The organism is Marinitoga sp. 1155 (assembly GCF_001021175.1).
Classification (GTDB): domain Bacteria; phylum Thermotogota; class Thermotogae; order Petrotogales; family Petrotogaceae; genus Marinitoga.
In genome coordinates, this window is the sequence record NZ_AZAX01000009.1 from 1 (window position 1) to 20,644 (window position 20,644).

General features: G+C 27.6%; 16 protein-coding genes and 1 pseudogene. 10 read left to right on the forward strand and 7 right to left on the reverse strand.

What is annotated here, in order from left to right; genetic code table 11:
• Positions 1 to 557 (forward strand): annotated as a pseudogene (locus X274_RS03985) (PD-(D/E)XK nuclease domain-containing protein); the annotation flags it as partial.
• A 46-nt stretch (positions 558 to 603) separates the two neighbouring features.
• On the opposite strand, the gene X274_RS03990 reads toward X274_RS03985, so the two are convergent.
• Both X274_RS03990 and X274_RS03995 read right to left on the reverse strand, forming a co-directional pair.
• Positions 604 to 1,467 (reverse strand): VIT1/CCC1 transporter family protein, encoded by an 864-nt coding sequence (locus tag X274_RS03990; RefSeq protein ID WP_231580380.1) that lies wholly within the window; start codon positions 1,465 to 1,467, stop codon positions 604 to 606.
• Positions 1,468 to 1,469: 2 nt separating this feature from the next.
• Complete coding sequence (locus tag X274_RS03995) at positions 1,470 to 2,030, reverse strand: nucleotidyltransferase family protein (protein WP_047265523.1); 561 nt, start codon at positions 2,028 to 2,030, stop codon at positions 1,470 to 1,472.
• A 66-nt stretch (positions 2,031 to 2,096) separates the two neighbouring features.
• Here X274_RS03995 and X274_RS04000 point away from each other — a divergent pair, with 66 nt between their 5' ends.
• The 9 genes from X274_RS04000 to X274_RS11490 all read left to right on the forward strand — a co-directional run bounded on the left by X274_RS04000 (position 2,097) and on the right by X274_RS11490 (position 14,666).
• Positions 2,097 to 3,269: a sugar ABC transporter substrate-binding protein gene (locus tag X274_RS04000; RefSeq protein WP_047265524.1), complete on the forward strand. Its 1,173-nt coding sequence runs from the start codon at positions 2,097 to 2,099 to the stop codon at positions 3,267 to 3,269.
• Complete coding sequence (locus X274_RS04005) at positions 3,266 to 5,209, forward strand: ABC transporter permease (RefSeq protein WP_047265525.1); 1,944 nt, start codon at positions 3,266 to 3,268, stop codon at positions 5,207 to 5,209. Before X274_RS04000 ends, X274_RS04005 begins: the two co-directional genes overlap by 4 nt.
• A 32-nt stretch (positions 5,210 to 5,241) precedes the next feature.
• Positions 5,242 to 6,966, forward strand: coding sequence for an adenine deaminase (gene ade, locus X274_RS04010; RefSeq protein WP_047265526.1), 1,725 nt, complete (start codon positions 5,242 to 5,244; stop codon positions 6,964 to 6,966).
• 88 nt (positions 6,967 to 7,054) lie between these two features.
• The gene (locus X274_RS04015) at positions 7,055 to 8,134 is read left to right on the forward strand and encodes a BMP family ABC transporter substrate-binding protein (RefSeq protein WP_047265527.1); all 1,080 of its coding nucleotides are present in this window, start codon (positions 7,055 to 7,057) and stop codon (positions 8,132 to 8,134) included.
• Between the two features lie 129 nt (positions 8,135 to 8,263).
• Positions 8,264 to 9,814 (forward strand): ABC transporter ATP-binding protein, encoded by a 1,551-nt coding sequence (locus tag X274_RS04020; RefSeq protein ID WP_047265528.1) that lies wholly within the window; start codon positions 8,264 to 8,266, stop codon positions 9,812 to 9,814.
• A complete protein-coding gene (locus tag X274_RS04025; protein WP_047265529.1) occupies positions 9,811 to 10,965 on the forward strand; it encodes an ABC transporter permease in 1,155 nt (384 codons plus the stop codon). Before X274_RS04020 ends, X274_RS04025 begins: the two co-directional genes overlap by 4 nt.
• The gene (locus tag X274_RS04030; RefSeq protein ID WP_047265530.1) at positions 10,958 to 11,881 is read left to right on the forward strand and encodes an ABC transporter permease; all 924 of its coding nucleotides are present in this window, start codon (positions 10,958 to 10,960) and stop codon (positions 11,879 to 11,881) included. The genes X274_RS04025 and X274_RS04030 overlap by 8 nt, the downstream gene beginning before the upstream one ends.
• Before the next feature lie 27 nt (positions 11,882 to 11,908).
• Positions 11,909 to 12,412: a biotin transporter BioY gene (locus X274_RS04035; protein WP_047265531.1), complete on the forward strand. Its 504-nt coding sequence runs from the start codon at positions 11,909 to 11,911 to the stop codon at positions 12,410 to 12,412.
• 52 nt (positions 12,413 to 12,464) lie between these two features.
• Positions 12,465 to 14,666, forward strand: a complete 2,202-nt coding sequence (locus X274_RS11490; RefSeq protein ID WP_052913166.1) for an AAA family ATPase — start codon at positions 12,465 to 12,467, stop codon at positions 14,664 to 14,666.
• A 9-nt stretch (positions 14,667 to 14,675) separates the two neighbouring features.
• Here X274_RS11490 and X274_RS04045 read toward each other — a convergent pair whose 3' ends face one another.
• The 5 genes from X274_RS04045 to X274_RS04065 form a co-directional block, all read right to left on the reverse strand.
• A complete protein-coding gene (locus X274_RS04045; RefSeq protein ID WP_047265532.1) occupies positions 14,676 to 15,467 on the reverse strand; it encodes an energy-coupling factor transporter transmembrane component T family protein in 792 nt (263 codons plus the stop codon).
• Positions 15,468 to 15,602: 135 nt separating this feature from the next.
• Positions 15,603 to 15,785: a hypothetical protein gene (locus X274_RS04050; protein ID WP_047265533.1), complete on the reverse strand. Its 183-nt coding sequence runs from the start codon at positions 15,783 to 15,785 to the stop codon at positions 15,603 to 15,605.
• Between the two features lie 90 nt (positions 15,786 to 15,875).
• On the reverse strand, positions 15,876 to 16,799 hold the full coding sequence (locus tag X274_RS04055; protein ID WP_047265534.1) for a nucleoside hydrolase: 924 nt from the start codon (positions 16,797 to 16,799) through the stop codon (positions 15,876 to 15,878).
• A gap of 39 nt (positions 16,800 to 16,838) precedes the next feature.
• A complete protein-coding gene (locus tag X274_RS04060; protein WP_156166132.1) occupies positions 16,839 to 19,256 on the reverse strand; it encodes a fibronectin type III domain-containing protein in 2,418 nt (805 codons plus the stop codon).
• 286 nt (positions 19,257 to 19,542) lie between these two features.
• Complete coding sequence (locus X274_RS04065) at positions 19,543 to 20,619, reverse strand: membrane lipoprotein lipid attachment site-containing protein (protein WP_047265536.1); 1,077 nt, start codon at positions 20,617 to 20,619, stop codon at positions 19,543 to 19,545.
• Positions 20,620 to 20,644: the final 25 nt, after the last annotated feature.

Here is a 20,644-nt window from a genome sequence, read left to right on the forward strand (position 1 = left end):
AAGTGCCGTTGTATTACAAAGCGTTATATGCAAGATTTAAACCACAAATCAATGGAGAAAAATCGCAAATGAAACCATTTGATGAAAGTATAAAAAAATATCTAAACAAAGATGGAAGTCTGGATTTAAACAAATTAATGAAAAGGTATATAAGATACATAAAAGAACGAGGAGCAGTAATGTTCAAGGGCAGAAACTATTACGAAGGGGTATATCAATACAATCTTGATCAATTTCTTAGTTTGTATGTAGAAGCGGCAGATGGAAAAGTATATCCAGAAACACAAATAGGCGGAGGAAGAATAGATTTATTGATCAATTTAAACAATAAAGAATATTTAATAGAAATAAAAGCAAATATAGATGAAGATCAATATGAAAAATCAAAAAAGCAACTAAAAGAATATATAAAAAGGAAAGGGATAAAAGAAGGATGGCTAATAATATATTCAGATACAGTAAAAGATTTTGAATATAATTTAGAAGAAGAAAATGGAATAAAATTACATATATGGTTTATAAAAACAAATTTTGAAAGTCCATCAATGGTTAATTAAAACAAAAACTCCAGGAATTACCTGGAGTTTTTGTTTTAATATATTTCTATATTTCTATATTAAAAAACTGTCTTGCAATTAAACCAATAACAAAAGATAAGATCATAACACTAAAACTAATAAACAACATTTCAAAGAAATAATGTTTAAATGTTTTTTCCTGAACAACAGAAACAAAGAAAGAGAAGAATACTATAACAATTATTGCGTTAAATATAGTAAAAGTTAAAGCCATTAATGGATTTGAAAAAATAAAATAAGGAATAACGAGTAAAAAAACAGTTATAATATATGCAATTCCTGTATAAATTGAAGCCTTCAAAGGATTCTTGGAGTTTTTATCAGCTTTTTGCGAAAGATATTCCGATGCTGACATAGAAAATGATGCTGCAATTCCAGTAATCAAACCAGATAAAGCGACGAGTCTGGAATTTTGAAATGCAAAGGTTAAACCAGCCAATGTTCCTGTTAATTCTACCAGTGCATCATTTAACCCCAAAACCATAGAACTGATATAATGTATTTTTTCTTCATCAATTAAACCCAATAACTGTTTTTCATGCTTGTTTTCATCTGCTATTATATTTTCAAATTCAGGCACATGTTTTTTAATTTCCTCATAATTTATTTGGGCGGATTCTTCACCTTTTTCCATAGCATTTAAAGCAAAAGTTAAACCAAAAATATAAGAAAGCAAAATATACCAGAAAATAAAAAATTTATTTGGTCGAATTTCTACTTTTGTATAATTTTTTATTAATTGATAATGTTTATATTCATCTTTTGCAATTTCTTCTAAAATGTGTCCGTTTTTCCCTTTAATCCTTTTGGACAATTTTAAATAAACATAATATTCTGTAATTTCATTTTTCTGGAAATTTATCAATTGATTTTTTATTTTTTCATCCACAATTACACCTCCAACTTGTAATCAAAATCAACCGTAACTTCTGGATAATCAACATTTATTTTTTCAACAAACTCAGGATTATTTTTTATAATCTGTTTTACACCAGAATCGCCATGTATATTTAAAATATCATAAAATAAAGGTTTTTTTATTAATGTTGGAAAGCCTTTTTTATCCTTATAATATGGAGCTATAATTGGTTTTTCTGATGTGCTATTTAATATTGTTGTTACTACAGTTTTTGGAATAAGCGGCATATCTCCAAGAAATATTAACATACTTTCATAATCATATTTTAAAGCAAATTTTATAGCTTCTTTAACTGATGAAGAAATTCCATTTTTATAGTCTGGGTTTTCTATTATTTTAAAATTATTATAATCAAAATTTTTTTTAATACTTTTCCATTTTTCATTCACAATCATTAATTTATCAATATCAAATTTATTTAAAAGGTCTATAGTCCATTGCAATAACGCCTTTCCATTATATTCAAATAAAAGCTTATTGTCTTTAAATCTTGTAGAAAGCCCTGCAGCGAGTATAACTCCCAGTATTTTCATTTTAAAAATCCTCCTTTATGCTGTATAATATATGTTAAGATTATATCACAAAAAAGGAGGAGTTTTATGAAAGGAAAGATTATTTTAATATATTTTATAATTTTAACCACATTTATATTTTCAAAAAATATAACAATATGGTTTGAATATGAAGGGATAGATGAACTTAAAAGCATTGCGATTGAGTTTGAAAAAGAATATCCTGATATTAAAGTTAATATTATTAAACAAAAGAGAATTCCAGATAAAATTTTTACTGCTTTCAAAGGTAATGGCGAATTGCCTGATTTAATTTTATTGAAAAATGATGATGTAGGAAGATTAAAAGAAGCGTATTTAATAGAATCTTTAGATGAGATAAAAAAAGAATTTGAAAATAGTTTAATAAAGGATTCATTTGAAGCGTTTAAAGAAAATGACCATTATTTTGGAGTTCCATTTTATTTTGATACACAGATCCTTTATTATAATAAAAAAATATTATCTGAATATAATATTCATTTAGATGAAAGTTATACCTTTGAAGATTTGTTGAAGGTTTCGAATTTAATAAAAAAAGATGATAAATATATTGGATTAGCCTGGGGAGCAAATTCTCCATATTGGTTTCCAACAATGCAATGGGCTTTTGGAAAAAAAGAATTATATTCAAATGGTAGGGTTATAGTTAATGATTCAAACACTTTAAAAGCTATTAATTTTATCAATAAAGTTATAAATGTGGATAAATCTGCGAATTTAATTGAGAGACAGGGATTGATTTCCGGATTAAAAAACAACAAAATAGGGATGATTTTCTTTGGTAGTTTTATGATACCTGATTTTATAAAATCAAATACAGCCTTTGGGATTTTACCTTTACCGTATATAGAAGAAGCAAATAATTATATGACACCTATTATAGATTATAAAGGTTTTAGTGTAATTAGAGGGAGAAAATCTAAAGAAGTTTTAAGCTTTTTAAAATTTATAATAGATAAAAAATCTCAGATAGATTTCTGTAAAGATTTATATAAATTTCCGGTTAATAAAGATGCATTTGATATTTTAAAAGGAAAGGATGAATATTTCAAAACTGCATATAGATCTGTAGAGATTGGAAAGCCAATGCCAACATCAGCATTCTTTAAGGGAAAATACTGGAAAGGTATTAGAACAATGCTTACGCTTATTTTAACAACAAATAATAATATGGATGAAATAATTACAAAAACACAGAAATTTATGGATCAGAAATGAAAAGGAAAACATATATGTTAATATTGCCGGCTGCGATTTTGATTACATTTATTTTAATAATACCAATGTTATATTTACTGAAAACATCTCTATATTTATCTCCATTTGGAGAGAATATATCGTATGTTGGAATTCAAAATTATTTAAAGATTTTAAATGATTCTGGTGTATCTATAGCTGTTAAAATCAGTTTTTTATGGTCTTCAATTATTTCTACTGCAGTGATAATTTTAGGCATTATACTGGCTTATTTACTTGAAGAAAAGATAAAGAATAAAAAGTTAATATTTTTCTTAATTATGATTCCATGGATTATACCTTCATATATGGGAGTTTTGATATGGCGAGCTTTAATATATGGTTATGGTACAGATTCATTAATAAAAAATCTATTTCATTTGAATACAAATCTTTTTACAGATGCAATGGCAGGATTTGGATGGGGAGTTTTTGTAAGTATATGGCTTGAATTACCTATTGTTGTTATGGTTTTAATTTCGGCATTTCAGGAGGTTCCAAAAGAGCTACATCTTGCTGCGAAAATAGATGGAGCTAATTCTTTAAATACGTTAATAAACATAACAATTCCTTATATTAAACCCACAATAATTTCATGGTTCTTAATTACTTTTGCAAATCACTTTAAGGATTTTACCGTTCCGTTTTTATTAACATCTGGTGGGCCGCCTTTATTTGACGGTCTTACCAGCCATAGTATTGTTGGTATAACTACTACTATGGGAGTTTTTAACTATTTTGTTTCAAATACATACTTTGATTTTGGAATAATTTCTTCTTATAGCATTATTTCTGCGTTTTTCGTTATGCTTATAGCCTTTATTTTCTTAACAAGAAGAACAATTAATTTAAAAAAATTCATTCTATTTATAGTTTCAATAAAAGTATTAACTTTCTTTTTCATCAAAAACCCATTATTGTTATTATCCGCAGCATTATATTTTATTCTTTTGAAGAAAAGAAACCTATTTGCTGTGATTGTATTTTTGGATATGACAATAATGATTATAAGCATTAGATTAAATGGATTTTGGAATGGATTTGATTTTGTTCCTATAATTTCATTAATGTGGATAATTTTCAAAGAAAAAACACCAGTTATACCACAAATAAAAAGATTTGACAATTTAAAAATAATAAAATTTGCATTTATAGGTATTTTAATCTTTATTATAATCCTTCCATTTTATCATATACTTTTAATTTCTATCTCAAATACCAATGATATTATAGTTTCTCCAATTCCAGCGGAAATCACACTAAACAATTACGAACGCATTTTTTCTGAAGTTCACATAGAAAAAAATTTATTAAATACTATTATAATATCCTCTCTGACTGCTTTGATGGTCCCAGTTTTTGCGTATCCACTTGCATTATTCATATCGAAAAAACGTTTGAATTGGGTTTTGCCATTATTGATTTTTATTGATTTTCTTGGTGGGGTACATTCTATAATTGCGCTTTTTATGGTATTTAAAAGGCTGAATTTATTAAATTCATTATTTGGTTTGTCTCTGGTTTATACGACACATACATTACCAATGGCAACTTTTTTAATAAAAGGATACATAGATAAAATACCAAAGGAATTGGAAGAAAATGCTATACTTGATACTACAAAAATAAAATCATATTTTTATATAATTTTTCCATTAACAATTCCAGCTATATTAGTTTCAGCTTTAATCGGTTTTATGAAAGGGTGGAATGGATTTATTCCTGCTTTGATGTTATTGAATAAAGATAAGCTTTATCCTATTTCAGTAAAATTATATTCATTTATTGGGGAAGCTGGAACATCATATCCAAAATGGGATTTGTTCGCTGCATCATCAATACTTAATATGATATTTTTGGGTATTATATTTATATTTATCAGAAAACCACTAATGAATGGAGTACTAAAAGACAGGTTTTAAAAAATTTTTAAATTTTGATTGGGAGGGTGAATATGAAAATAAAGGATATTATACCAGTAGCGCTTGGAAAAGAAAAACCAGATGTTTTGTTAAAAAATGCAAAACTTGTTAATGTTTTTACAGGCGAAATAGAAGAAACAAATGTTGCTTTATTTAGGAAAAGAATAGCAGGAATTGGTGATTATGATGATGGAAAAGAAATAATAGATTTAGAAGGTATGTATTTATTACCTGGTTTTATCAATGCCCATTTGCATATAGAAAGTTCTATGCTATCACCAAGGCAATTTGCTAAAGCTGTATTGTTAAGAGGTACAACAACTGTAATTGCAGATCCACATGAAATTTCAAATGTTTTAGGACTTGATGGATTAGAATATATGATAAAATCTACAGAAGGAATACCTTTAAATGTATATATAGCCATACCTTCAGCAGTTCCTGCCACAACTATGGAAACATCAGGTGCAAGATTGGGGCCTGAAGACATGGTAGGATTTGTTGATTCATATCCAAATAGAATAATAGCACTTGGTGAAGTGATGAATTTTCCAGGTGTAATAAATAGGGATTCAGAATTATTAACAAAAATAGAAATTCTCAGACATATGTATAAAAAAATAGATGGACATGCTCCTGGAGTAACAGGGAAAGAATTAAATGCATATATTGATGCATTTATTAGATCTGATCATGAATGTACAACTAAAGAAGAAGCGCTGGAAAAGATTAGTAAAGGTATGCAGGTGTTTATAAGAGAAGGTACAGCAGCAAAAAATCTTGATGCTTTAATTGAAGCTGTTAATCCAATGAATCATCATAGTTTTTCATTTTGTACAGATGACAGAGAACCTCTTGATATATTGAAAGATGGAGACATTGATTATCTTGTAAGAAAAAGTATCGAAAAAAGAATTGATCCTATAATAGCTATAAGAATGGCTACTATAAACACCGCAAGGTATTATAATTTGAGAAGTATGGGGGCTGTAGCTCCGGGATATAAAGCCGATATGATAGTTGTTGATGATTTAGAAAAAATGAATATACGAATGGTATTTAAAGATTCCAGAATGGTAGTTAAAGATGGTGTTTTTATAGATAAAATGGAAGGAGTATATAATGATTTACCAAAAAAATTTGGAAAAGTTGTTTTACCAGAATTTTCAGTTGATGATTTAAAAGTAAAAAATAAAGGAGGAAAAATACGCGTAATTAAGATATATGAAGGATCATTATTAACCGATGAAATAATTGTAGAACCTGAAGTTGAGAATGGTTTTGTGGTTCCTGATATAAAGAATGATATTATAAAAATTGCAATTTTTGAAAGACATACAGGGACTAATTTTTCAATTGGATTTGTCAAAGGTTTTGGAATAAAACGTGGAGCTGTTGGAACGAGTGTGGGACATGATTCACATAATATAGGAATTATTGGTACAAATGATAAAGATATGTTTATAGCCGTAAAAGAGATAGAAAAAATGAATGGTGGTATGGTTGTTGTTGAAAATGAAAAAATTTTAGCAAGATTGCCACTTCCAATAGCTGGATTAATGACCGATAAAAATTTAGAGGCAGTTGTGGAAGAACTGGAATTTCTGGAAGAGAAAATGCGAGAACTCGGTGGAATAGATGCAACATTTATGACATTATCCTTTTTACAATTAGCCGTTATACCAACGTTGAAAATTACCAATAATGGCCTTGTTAATGTTAATAAACAGGAATATGTGGATTTATTTGTAAAATAATCATTTTTATGCGTTTTAAAAAATAGAGGATTTATAGTAAAATTATATTAAGTTTAGATTTATTTCATTTTTTTAAGGAGGGGTTTATATGAAGAAGATTTTAGTTGTTTTATTAATTGCTGTGTTATCTTTGACTTTATTTGGTAAGGTGAAGGTTGCCTTATTGATAAATGGAACATTGGGAGATAAATCATTCTTTGATTCAGCGGCAAGAGGAATGAAATGGGCTGAAGAAAAGCTGGGAGTGGAAACAAAAATTATAGAGATGGGATATAATCCTTCTGAGTGGGAACCCACACTGGAAGATATATCCGATTTAGGTGAATACGATATAATCATTGTTGGAACATGGCAGATGGTTGAATTACTACAGAGAATAGCTCCATTATATCCAGAAAATAAATATATTATTTTTGATGATGCTGTAGATTATTCTCAGGGAAATTTACAAAATGTATATTCTATTACTTATAAGCAAAATGAAGGTTCTTTCTTAGCTGGTGCTATGGCTGCATTGGTTTCAAAGTCAGATAAATTTAAATATTCTGTACCAAATAAAAAGGTTATAGGTTTTCTTGGTGGTATGGATATTCCTGTTATAAACGACTTTTTAGTTGGATATATTGAAGGTGCAAAATATATTGATCCCGATATGAAAGTGTTAATTTCTTATGTTGGAGCATGGAATGACCCTGCAAAAGGGAAAGAATTTACGTTATCTATGTATAGGCAGGGAGCAGACGTTGTATTTGCAGTTGCTGGTGAAACAGGAAATGGAGTTTTAGCTGCTGCTAAAGAAATGGATAGATGGTCAATAGGTGTTGATTCTGATATGCAATTATTATATGAAGAAAAAGATATGGATATAGTAAAACATACACTAACCTCTATGATGAAAAATGTGGATTATTCATTATTTAGAGCGATAAAATTATATTTAGAAGGAAAAATGCCATTGGGTAAAGTAGAAGCTTTAGGTTTAAAAGAAAGGGGTATAGGATTAGCTGATAATAAATATTTCAGGGAAGTTATGAAATCTGACCCATGGGTATTGGTAAAATTAAGAGAAATTGAACTGGCGATTATTAGAGGGGATATCATAGTTCCAACTGCATATGGAATGAGCAATGAAGAGTTAAATAAAATTAGAAATTCTGTAAGACCATAATAACAAAAGAAAAATATAATATAAACAGATGGGGGCTGATAAGCCCCTATTTTATTAAAAGTAAATATTTTTTTAGATTATATTGGTATAAAATTTAATTATTAATTCTTATTAAGAAAGGTGAGAGGTATGAGTGAATATGTACTTGAGATGAGAAATATATGGAAAGTATATTCAAACGGTGTTACAGCAAATAAAGGGGTTAATTTAAGAGTAAAAAAAGGCGAGATTCATGCTTTGCTTGGAGAAAATGGTGCTGGTAAAAGTACATTGATGAAAATTTTATTTGGTTTTGAAAAACCAACTGAGGGAGAAATTTATTATAATGGTGAATTGGTGCATATTAATTCGCCAGACAAAGCTATAGAATTGAAAATAGGAATGGTTCATCAGCATTTTATGCTTGTTCCATCACTAACTGTTGTTGAAAATGTTGTTCTTGGAATGGAACCACGAAAAGGTTTTTCAATAGATTTAAAAAAATCTATTGAATTTGTAAAAAATGAAATGAATAAATATGGCTTACCTGTTCCATTAATGGAAAAGGTAAAAGATATAAGTGTTGGTATGAAACAAAGGGTGGAAATAATAAAAACGCTTGTAAGAGGAGCAGATTTAATAATTTTGGATGAACCAACAGCTGTTTTAACTCCACAGGAAACGGTAGAATTATTTAAAGCACTGAAAAACCTAACAAAGGCTGGAAAAACTGTTATATTTATTACGCATAAATTAAATGAAGTAAAGGAAATTGCGGATAGAATAACAGTTTTAAGAAGAGGTAAAACCATTGGCGAGGCAGAAGTAAAGGATATAACAGAAAAGGATATGTCAAGAATGATGGTGGGAAGAGACGTTGATATAAGTATAGAAAAAACACCCTCAAAACCAGGAAGAATAGTATTGGAAGCAAAAAATATAGAATACACAAGATTTGATGGAGTAAAAATGTTAAAAGGTATTAATTTGAAATTAAGGGAAGGAGAAATACTTGGAATAGCTGGTGTTGAGGGAAATGGACAAACAGAATTGGTAGATATTATTACAGGAATGGATAAACCTGAAAAAGGAGAAATATTTATTTTTGAAAAAAATATGATGAATGCAGATAATCCACATGAATTCAGGAAAGTTGGCATGAGTTTTATTCCTGCGGATAGAATGATATATGGTGTATCAAAAGAAGATACAATTGAGGAAAATTTAATTAGTGACAGATTTGAAAAAGAACCATTTTCTAAAAAAGGTGTATTAAGATATAATAAAATAACAGAATTTGCAAGAAAAATGATAGATGAATTTGATATTAGAACAGATGGGCCCAAGACAGCTGTAAAAATGCTGTCAGGTGGTAATATTCAAAAAGTTGTTGTTGCTAGAGAATTTACATCAAATTCCAAAATAATAGTTGCTGACCAACCAACAAGAGGTATAGATATAGCTGCTGCTGATTTTATAAGAAGACGTCTTGTAAAGGAAAGAGATAATAATGTAGCTGTTCTATTAATTTCTTCGGATTTAACAGAATTATTAGAAGTTTCTGATAGAATACTTGTAATATATCATGGTGAATTCGTAGCTCATTTTGAGGATGTTTCTCAAATAAATGAAAATATACTTGGTGAATATATGCTTGGAATAAAGAAAATGACAAAAGAAGAAATGGGTGATTTAATATGAAGTCGACAAAAAGATATGAAATTTATAGAACATTAATAGCTATAGCCATAGCGTTAGCGCTCGGATATATATTAATTTTAATCTCAGCTTTTCCAAAAGGAGATATGGCATTTTTTGAAAAATTAAAAACAGCTATTGAAGATGCAAATAAAGCCTTCCAGACATTTTTATTGTCACCGATACTGAAGTATAGACGTGGAAATTGGATATTTAATCTAAGAGGTTTTATTCAATGGATGAATGAAAGTGTTCCTATAATTATAACAGGGCTTGCAGTTTCGCTGGTATTTACTGCGAAACATTTTAATATTGGTGCAGAAGGACAATTGTTTCTTGGAGCAGCTATCGCTACAGGAGCAGCAATATATTTTCCGTCTATTCCAATAATCACACCTATAATTATAATTCTTATAGCTTCATTAGTAGGTGCAGGATGGTCAGCAATTCCGGGGTATTTAAAATCCAAATGGAATGCTTCTGAAGTTGTTACCTCTTTAATGCTTAATTATGTAGCTCTTTATATGGGGTTATTTATAATAAAAACATTTTTAAGAGATCCAAATGCAGGTCAGTTGGTATCGTTAAAATTTTCTGATTCGGCATCTTTATTTCTATTAAATACCAGATACAGATGGCATAGCGGAATAATAATAGCAATTGTAATGAGTATAGCTTTATGGTTTATTATGAAAAAAACAACGTGGGGATATAAGGTTAGATTGGTTGGAAACAATAAGTACTTTGCACATTATTCAGGAATAAATACACAAAAGACCTTTTTTCAGGCTCATTTATTAAGTGGAGCTATTGCTGGTACCGCTGGAATAATAGAATTATTAGGATATTATGGAAGATTCGTGTGGTTATATTCTCCAGGTTATGGTTGGGATGGAATAATTATAGCAACGCTTGCAAGGAACAATCCAATATATGTTCCATTTGCAGCATTATTCTTATCGTATATTAGAGTTGGAGCTAAAACAATGGGAAGATACACGAATATACCTCCAGAAATGGTAGCTATTTTACAAGCAACTATAATTTTATTGGTAACAGCAGAAGCATTTTTATCTCAAATGAGACAGAAAGCAATAGAGAAAGAAGCCAAAAAAAGTGAAGAAGTAATAACTGGTGGTGAGATACATGAATAGCGTATTAAGTTCAATATTATCATGGGATTTTATATCTTCTGGAATAAGAGTTACAACCCCTGTTTTATTAGCAGCTTTAGGGGCTCTTGTTGCTGAATTGGCTGGAACGCCTAATATTGCACTTGAAGGCACTATGTTGTTTTCAGCGTTTGTTGGTGTTATAATAAGTGGATTTACACAGAGCTTATGGCTTTCAGTAATAGGAGCATTGCTAACAGGTATAGTAATGTCATCCATCTTAGCCTATTTTTCCCTAAAATTAAAAACGGATATTATAATGGCTGCAATAGCTTTAAATATATTTGCAAGTGGTGGAACAATATATGCATTATATCTATTAACCGGAGATAAAGGATCATCAGCTTCTTTAAAATCATTGGTTTTGCCGAATGTTGATATACCTATAATAAAAAATATACCAATATTAGGAGATATTTTAAGCGGTCATCATATATTGACATATGTTGCTATAATTTTAGTATTTTTAATACAGTATATGTTATATAAAACTCCATTGGGTTTAAGGATTAGATCTGTTGGAGAATCTCCAGATGCCGCACGTTCTGTTGGAATATCTGTTTTCAAAACACAATATACAGCTTTAATTATTAGTGGTATGCTTGCAAGTCTTGGAGGTATATTTTTATCTATGGGATATGTCTCGTGGTTTGCCAGAGACATGACATCTGGTAGAGGTTTTATAGCGCTTGCAGCTCAGGCTTTGGGAGGAACATCGGCATATGGTGTTGCTTTGGGTTCGTTGTTATTTGGTTTCTCAGAAGCGTTATCATTTTCGTTACAATTCCTTGATATTCCATATGAGGTAACTCAATCAATGCCGTTTATAATTACGGTGGGAGCGCTTGCTTTTTATGCATGGAGTAAAACAAAAAGTAAAAGGAATAGAGAATTATAAAATGTTATCCTGATAAAGGAGGAAAATATGAAAGGGAAAATATCACTTCTGGGATTATTTACAGCATTTTTAATAGTAACATCATGGATTAAGGTACCAACGCCATTTGGGATACCGTTTACATTACAGGTATTTGGCATAATCTTAACAATATATTTTCTTAAAAAAGATGCGTGGAAGCCTGTATTGATTTATATTTTACTTGGTACTTTAGGATTGCCTGTTTTTGCTGGGTTTAGTGGGGGAATATCTGTTATATTAGGTCCAACTGGTGGATATATAATAGGTTTTCTATTGGCAACATTTATATCCAACTTTCCTTTTGAAAATATAATAATAGGTTTTCTAGCAATTTTAATAATTTATATATCAGGAATTTCAGGATTAATGATAAATTTAAATATTTCATTTGTAAAAGCTATTAAAATAGGATTTTTACCATTTATAACTTTTGATATTATAAAAGTAATACTTGCATATTATACATACAAATTAACTCAAAAATATGAAATCAATATTTTAAAACATTGATCAGGACAGTAATGTCCTGATTAATGTTAATAGTTGCTATCAGGAGGATATTATGTTTTTAGATTTTTTATATAATATAAACCTAACAAGAGATCAAAAAAATGCTGCAAATCAATTGGATAAATTTTTATATAATACCGATGATTTTTTAATAATCCAGGGTAGTGCTGGAACAGGAAAAACATTTTTAATTTCGAAATTTGCTGGATATTTAAAAAGAAAAAATAAAAATTTTATTTTCCTTGCACCCACTGGAAGAGCAGCAAACATAATATCTCAAAAATCTTCATTTAATGCAAAAACAATTCATAGTGAAATTTATGATTTTATGTATGAAAAAGTAAGCGTGGAAAATAATGAATTTAAGGTTTTTTTTGAAATTAAAAATTATCAAATAAAAGATACCATTTTTATTATTGATGAAAGCTCTATGATTTCTGATATAGATATATTTAATGAAAAATTGGTTTTTGGTAGTGGAAAATTATTATCTGACTTAATTACATATGTTTTTAGAATAGGATATAACAATAAAATTATTTTCCTTGGTGATGAAAACCAACTACCACCAATTGGTTCAAAAATATCTCCAGCATTGGACAAATATTATATTGAAAATAATTTTGATTTAAAAGGAGATAAAATATATCTTGAAGATATCATAAGACAAAAAGAAGATAGTTATATATTAAAGAATGCAAATAAACTTAAGGAAAAAATAAAAGCAAAAGATTTTCTTGAAATAAACTTTGATTATTCCGATGATTTTATTGAAAAAACTAACTTTCTTGAAACATATGATTATTTTAATCCAGTAAAAGATATAATTATCTGTTCAACGAATAAAATTGCATTGGAATATAATAAAAAAATACGAAAAAACTATGGATACAAAGAAATTTTAGAAGTAGGAGATATTCTGATTAATACTAAAAATTCAAAGTATTTTAATAAACCTATATTTAATGGGGAATTTTTTAAAGTAAAAGAGATATATAATCATATTAAAGATTTTGTATATATAAAAAATGAAAAAGCTATTCCAGTAGAATTTCATGATGTTATTCTTGAAAATATAGAAAATAAAGAAAATATAAATTGTAGAATTTTTTCAAATTCCTTATTTTCTGAAAAAACAGATATAGATGATTTATCTTATCAGGCATTATATGTTTATGCAATTAAAGAAATTAAAGAAAAATTTGATATATATTTTGAAGAAGAATTATTAGAAAAAATAAAGGGAAATAGAACATTTAATGCATTACATGTAAAATACGGATATGCCGTTACAGCTCATAAAGCACAAGGTGGAGAATGGGATAATGTATTTATTGATGCAAAATATTACGGCAATTATAAATCGAAAGAGTATTTTAAATGGTTATATACATCAATAACAAGAGCAAAAAAAATTGTATTTATTAAAAACATACCAATAAAATCAACAATATTTGAAAATGTAGAAGTAAATTATAATTTTACTATAAAAAATAATATCAAAATATCATATAATTTAATTTTTCCGGATAGCAACTTAAAAAAAGTATATAATGAATTTTTGAATATTGTATCCAGAAAAGATTTTCAGATTATAGGTAATCAGCATTTTCAATATCAGGAAATATATTTTCTTAAAAAAGATAAAGATTATCTAAAAGTTCAGCTATACTATAATAAAAATTTTGAAGTAACAAAAATCAAAGTTATGGAAAGCACATCTGTAGAAAAAACACAGGAATTTCTATCTTTATTTTCAAAAAATAGAATAAAAGCAGAAAGAAAAATTAAAGATAATAAAGATAATAATGAATGCATAAAAGCTTATGTGGATGGAAGCTATGATAATACATTAAAAAGATATGGTGCTGGGATAGTTATTATCAAGAAAGATAACAATATAAAAAAATATTATACATATGGAGAAAAATATTTAAAATATAGAAATGTTGCTGGTGAAATAATAGCAACATTATTATCATTTGAATATGCAAAAAATGAAAATATAAAATGTCTGGAAATATATTATGATTATTCAGGAATAGCAAATTGGGCTCTTGGATTATGGAAAACAAATACAGAATTAACGAAATTTTATAAAGAAAAATTTGAATATTATAAAAAATATATCGATATTAATTTTAAAAAAGTTCAGGCTCACTCTGGAGATAAATTCAATAATTTAGCAGATGAACTTGCTAAAAAAGCAGTTTTTGAAAAAAAGAAATTTATAAAATATGATATAAGCTTTTGATATTTATCATTATATTATTATCATTATAATTCCAAGACTAACAAATGATATAAAGAATACGGTATCTTTGAACGACCATTGAAATTCTTTATATCGAGTTCGTCCTTCCCAGCCATTATAACAACGAGCTTCCATTGCAATACTCAGTTCATCAGCTCTTCTTAATGCAGAAACGAGCAAAGGAATTATTATAGCAACCAAACCTTTTAACCTTCCAGATATTTTTCTCGAATCAAAATTAGCTCCTCTACTCATCTGTGCCTTAAAAATTCTTTCTGCTTCACTGGCCATAACTGGTATAAATCTTATAGCAATAGTCATAACCATAGATAATTCATGAGCAAAAGATCTTTTAACTCTAAACCAGATTAACACATCTTCCATAGCATTTGCAAGAGATGTTGGAGATGTTGTCAAAGTTAAAACCGAGGATAACATAATAGCAAAAAATAGTCTAAATGTAATAATTGAAGCATTTGCTAATCCTTTATCTGTAATTTTTATAAACCATAATTGATAAATTACATTACCATCATAGTTGAATAGTTGTACAATAAATGCAAAAAGTATAAGCATCCACATGGATTTTATTGATTTTCCGTACATTTTTAATCCAATTTTTGATAATAACATAAGCAATAAGGTATAAAAAGACATTAAAGTAACATCATAAAAACTATTTATTGTAAATGCAAATCCTGCTAAAAAAAATAATCCTATTAATTTGGCTCTTGGATCTAATGAGTGCATAATAGAATTTTTTTCAACATACCGACCTATAGCAATATTTTCTGCAAACATATTACACCACCTAATAAATAAGTTTACTATAACAATTATACTATCTATTTTTATTCATATTGAATTATTTATGTTAACATTTTCGAACGCTTACATTTTTTATAATAAAAAATGTGGAGTTTTCACTCCACATCATTAATTTTCTTTGGCTTTTAGTTCTTCTAATTTTAATTCAATTTCTTTTAGTTCGTTGTTTATTGCTTCCCATTCTTTTTCAAGATTTTCATCATGCTCGTCATGTCCCATATACTTTTTAATAGCCTCTTTTTCCCCTTCTAAAAATTTTTTTCTTTCTAATAACTTTTTTAATTCGCTCATAATACCCCCCCTTTTATATTGTGAAAAAAATCATTTAAAATATATATTCACCTTCATTTAGATTTTACCATTTATTTTCAAAAATGTCAATTAATTATATTTTTTTAAATTTTCAAACAATAATTCAATAAATTTTTCTCTATTTATATTCAGTGCCCATTTAGAGTTTGGTTCTTTTAAATGCCAGTAATCAACAACGGTCTCTCCATATGTTAATTCTCCTTTAGTTTCGACCTGTGCATAATATTCTTTAAAGTCAAATATATCTGGATTAATTAAATATGCAATAGTACATGGATCATGCAAAGGTGCGCCTTTTATTTTAAATACATCATAATATGTCTGATGAAAAAATTCCAATAAAATCCCCATTTTTGAGACTATTTCAGATGTCATTTTTTGAATCTCTTTTATTTCATCCATATATATTTTCGCTTTATGGGTTACATCAAGTGGGAATACTGTTAGATTAAAACCTGCATTAAACACTATTTGAGCAGCTTCTGGATCGGCATATATATTAAACTCAGCTCTTGGTGTAACATTTCCAAATTCTATTCCGCCACCCATAATTACTAATTCTTTTACCAGAGGCACTAAATTTGGATAATTTAAAGCAAATTTTGCTATATTTGTTAACGGACCAACTGCAACTAAAGTAATTTCATCAGGATTATTTGTTATAGTTTCGGCCATATATTCCAGATAATTTTTATTTTCTGGCATTTTGGATGGTTTTGGTAAATTGGCTCCTTCTAAACCGCTTTCACCATGTATATCTGGAGCAACAATTTGTTTTCTTAAAAGTGGTTTATCTGATCCTTTAAAAACAGGGACATTTAAATTAGCCATTTCAGTTAATATTAAGGCATTTCTTACAGTATTTTTTAAATATGAATTTCCAGCTACAGCAACTATTCCAAGTAACTCTATTTCTTCTGCAATACCTGCTAATAAAATAGCTACAGCATCATCATGTCCAGGATCACAATCAAGTATTATCTTTTTTTTCATACGATTCCCCCCTTTTTTTGACATAATATTATATATGTTTTATTTTGCACTTTTAAAATTATTAATTATATAATTTTCAGTGGTTTGTATTAAAAAGATATCTCTTTTGTTAGGTTGTGGATATTCAGAAACTCCTGAAATAAAAATTTTATCATCTTTTATTGTTAAATCTGTAAATATTGTGTCCTGAGAATTTATCTGAAAAGTTTTGGCCCATTTTAAATTACCAGATAGGTCAAATTTTAATATTATACCCTTTCTTTTTAAGGTGTTTTTTTCTCTATACCATCCAATTGAATAAAAATAACTACCGTTTATTTTTGAAGTTATTAAATTGACATCATTTGTAAAAGGTATTTTCTTTTCATAAATTTTGAATCCATTTCCATCAATTTTGGTTATAAATGGTTGTAAAGTATCCTGAAAAGATGTTCCAATAATAATATATTCGTTTTTAGATACCAAAATTAGATCAGAAGCCATATCGTTTTTAGGTGTTCCACTTGTCAAATCCCATATTTTTTTTCCTAATTCATTTGTTTTTATTATATAATAGTCATATCCGCCATCACCAAAGGAGTTGGTACTTGATAGTAAAAGAAATGAATATTTATCTATTCTTTTTAATTTACCTCCGAATTCAAATTCATCTCCTCCAAAGTCCCTTGTCCAAATTCTAAATCCTTTTTTGTTAAATTTTGAAAATTGTATATTTGTAACCATATTATCAGTTCCAACGGTTCCAAGTGTATATATATATCCATTATCAAAATACAAATCGTTAATGGAATCTCTTTTTGAGCTACCAGTTACTACATCCCAGTTTATGTTTCCCTCTGGCGAAATAGAATATAATAGCATGTCACCCCTCAAATCCTTTTCAGATGAGAATCCACCAATTATAATATTATTATCATTTGTTAAATCTATAGCTGTAGCATATTTATCATGGCTGTTTCCAAAATTCCAGGCACGCAAATTTGAAAAATTTGTCATGATAGTACCATATAATAACTCTAAAACTTTATTTGAATTTATAGTATAACCTGTAAAATATATTATATTATCTTTTAACTTAAATCTTGAAATCATCTGATTTTCAGGTAATTTTATTCGTTTTATCACGAAATTAAGTGAGTCGGTTGAAAATGAGGACCAATCAGAAGTTTTTATTTGTTTTTTATCTTTTGCAGTAACTCTCCATATATATTTAGTATTCGGCTCTAAGGATATAACTAATTCATTATGTTTTATATTGCTTATCTTTTTGTTTTTTAACAAACCACTGCTTATTTCTTTTAACTGAATTTCAAATGTAACTGTTGTACTTTCATATTCTGGTAATGTCCATTTTAAAGAAACGGTAAAATCCTGTATTTTTTCATTAAATTGTGGATTTATTATTACAGGGGTTGGTAATGCAGATGGTATATTATTATTAAAATTATCTTTTATAATCTTAAAAGATATAAATTTATTTTCTTTTTTTCCCATTTGTTGAATATCTCTATCAAAAATTTCTACTATTTTATTTCCAGTTTCATCAATTATTGTAAAAATAAAGGAATTATGGTTTGTTACTACAATATCCATAATTTTCATATTTTTAAAAAACTTTTTCCATATTATATTTCCATTTAAGTCAGTGGAATATAATATATCGTTTCCAAAAACTATTAATCCGTTTTTTGTCAATAATATATGGTTGGGATTATCTATATTCAACACGGTTTTTTTATCTAAAATTTTAATATCCTGAATAATAACCTCAGTATTTTTTATTATATAAATTTTCCCATTATGGAGGAAGGCGTTTCTAAAATTTTCAGAAATCTTTATCATTTGATTATTATAGGAAAACAGGTATAAAATATTACTTATTCTTAATAACATGTTGTATTCGTTTAAATCAAGAATATCAGCAGATAATTTAAAATCTTTTAAAATTTTTCCAGAATAGTTTATTATTAAAATTCTGTTTGTTGTATTTATGACTATTGCATTTTTAAAAGGATATATATTTTTGATTTTTTCGTCAAAATTCAAATTGATTACCTTTTCAAAATTTTTATAAATATCAAGCAGATTTTTTGAATAAAGAAGAATATAATTATTTATAGTTTTTATTTTTTCATAGTTTTGAGAAATTTCTATGGATTTTTCATATAAACCTTCTTTTATACTATACAATTTTATCTTATTCTTTGATAATAAATATATATATTTATTATCTATCGATATGTCAAGATATTCATCATTAATTGTATAGATCAATTTTTTATCATCATTATAAGCTTCGATAACATTTGTGTATAAATTAAAAAGTGTATTATTAAAATATAAAAGCTTTTCGCTTTTTTCTATTAGCGATATCCAGATTTGTTCACCATTATTGAAATTGCGCGTTTTAAATGACCAGATAGGACTTTCATATGTATTATTTCCATCTTTTGCCACAATTTTCCAATAATATATAGTAGCTGGTTTTAAAATTTTTACAAGATATATATTTGTTGGGAGGTTAGAAACATATAAGCGGGGAGTTTTTGTCTCCCCTAAATATATATCATATATTAATTTTTTATCATTTGTTTTGTTATTTATTTGCCATTTTAGTATAAGGCTGGTTGGTGATACATTTTTTTGATTGTTTTCCGGATAAATAGGTATCAAGTTCGCATTAGAAAATGATATGGAAATTATAAAAAGGAAAAGAGTGATATTAATAATCTTTTTAATGGTATCACCACGCATTCACTATTTTAAATGATTTAGTTGTTGAATTTGAATCTGACAATATTATTTTAAAACCTCTTGAAACAATATTTCCTGTTCTATCTTCCGCTTGAATCACAATAGTTGCACCTGTAGATGGCAATACTATCCTATCATTTTTTATATAAGCCTTTTTTATATATGAATGATTTTTAAATTCATCTATAGTTAATTTAGTTGAATCAATTGAATCTATATAAAAATCACTTTCAACAGTTTTGTCTTCGTTATCAACAAAAAGTTTAATATCCTTAATTTCAACATCATCTGTAATTTTAGCAATTACAGTTAAATTCGTTGAAGCTGTAGAATATTTGTTTGGTTCAATAAGCATTATTTCTGGGGGTAATCCTCCAATTTTTATGCTTTTTTCATAGGTAGCAGTGTTTGATGCTCTATCTGTTACTGATATGTATAAATCTAAAGTGTCGCCAATTATGTAGTCTCGAGCGTTAAAGTCATCTGTTGTTATAGTAGAATCTTTATCATGTAATCCATCAATTATAGACTGATTAGATTTTTTAAAATACAATAAATTATCATTATTTGATATACTTAAAGAATAATCAGCAATATCAGCGTAATTTTCAACATCAATATCTTTTATATATGCTACAATATTGAACGTCCCTTCAACAGTATCGTATACATTTTCAGATGGTATTAATTTTATTTCTGGTAATCTTCCAACCTTTAGAGTTTTTTTAAGCAAAGTTTTATTACCAATATTATCTTCTGCAGTTATTATAATATTAAGAGTTTTACCATCTGGAATATTATCAATTTCATATGGATTTAAAGAGCTTACTTCTATTTCATTTTCACCAATTCTATCAAATTTTAGGGCGCTTATTACCTGGTTATCAATGGAAATTTCCCAATTTTTCAGATAAATATCATCTGAAATCCTGAATTTCAGATTGAAACTACTGTCTATGAAATCTGATGTTGGTTCTAATAATTGAATAACCGGTTTTTTATCTTCTTTTAATGTACATCCTGCAAGAAATAAAAGAAAAATAATTGCTATTAGAAATTTTTTCATAATATATCCTCCCCACATAGACTAT

Excerpts from the sequence above, each read along its gene's own strand:
- X274_RS03995 (WP_047265523.1), bottom strand. The coding sequence starts at position 2,030 with ATGAAAATACTGGGAGTTATACTCGCTGCAGGGCTTTCTACAAGATTT.
- X274_RS04000 (WP_047265524.1), top strand. The coding sequence starts at position 2,097 with ATGAAAGGAAAGATTATTTTAATATATTTTATAATTTTAACCACATTT.
- X274_RS04005 (WP_047265525.1), top strand. The coding sequence starts at position 3,266 with ATGAAAAGGAAAACATATATGTTAATATTGCCGGCTGCGATTTTGATT.
- ade (WP_047265526.1), top strand. The coding sequence starts at position 5,242 with ATGAAAATAAAGGATATTATACCAGTAGCGCTTGGAAAAGAAAAACCA.
- X274_RS04015 (WP_047265527.1), top strand. The coding sequence starts at position 7,055 with ATGAAGAAGATTTTAGTTGTTTTATTAATTGCTGTGTTATCTTTGACT.
- X274_RS04020 (WP_047265528.1), top strand. The coding sequence starts at position 8,264 with ATGAGTGAATATGTACTTGAGATGAGAAATATATGGAAAGTATATTCA.
- X274_RS04025 (WP_047265529.1), top strand. The coding sequence starts at position 9,811 with ATGAAGTCGACAAAAAGATATGAAATTTATAGAACATTAATAGCTATA.
- X274_RS04030 (WP_047265530.1), top strand. The coding sequence starts at position 10,958 with ATGAATAGCGTATTAAGTTCAATATTATCATGGGATTTTATATCTTCT.
- X274_RS04035 (WP_047265531.1), top strand. The coding sequence starts at position 11,909 with ATGAAAGGGAAAATATCACTTCTGGGATTATTTACAGCATTTTTAATA.
- X274_RS11490 (WP_052913166.1), top strand. The coding sequence starts at position 12,465 with ATGTTTTTAGATTTTTTATATAATATAAACCTAACAAGAGATCAAAAA.
- X274_RS04045 (WP_047265532.1), bottom strand. The coding sequence starts at position 15,467 with ATGTTTGCAGAAAATATTGCTATAGGTCGGTATGTTGAAAAAAATTCT.
- X274_RS04050 (WP_047265533.1), bottom strand. The coding sequence starts at position 15,785 with ATGAGCGAATTAAAAAAGTTATTAGAAAGAAAAAAATTTTTAGAAGGG.
- X274_RS04055 (WP_047265534.1), bottom strand. The coding sequence starts at position 16,799 with ATGAAAAAAAAGATAATACTTGATTGTGATCCTGGACATGATGATGCT.
- X274_RS04065 (WP_047265536.1), bottom strand. The coding sequence starts at position 20,619 with ATGAAAAAATTTCTAATAGCAATTATTTTTCTTTTATTTCTTGCAGGA.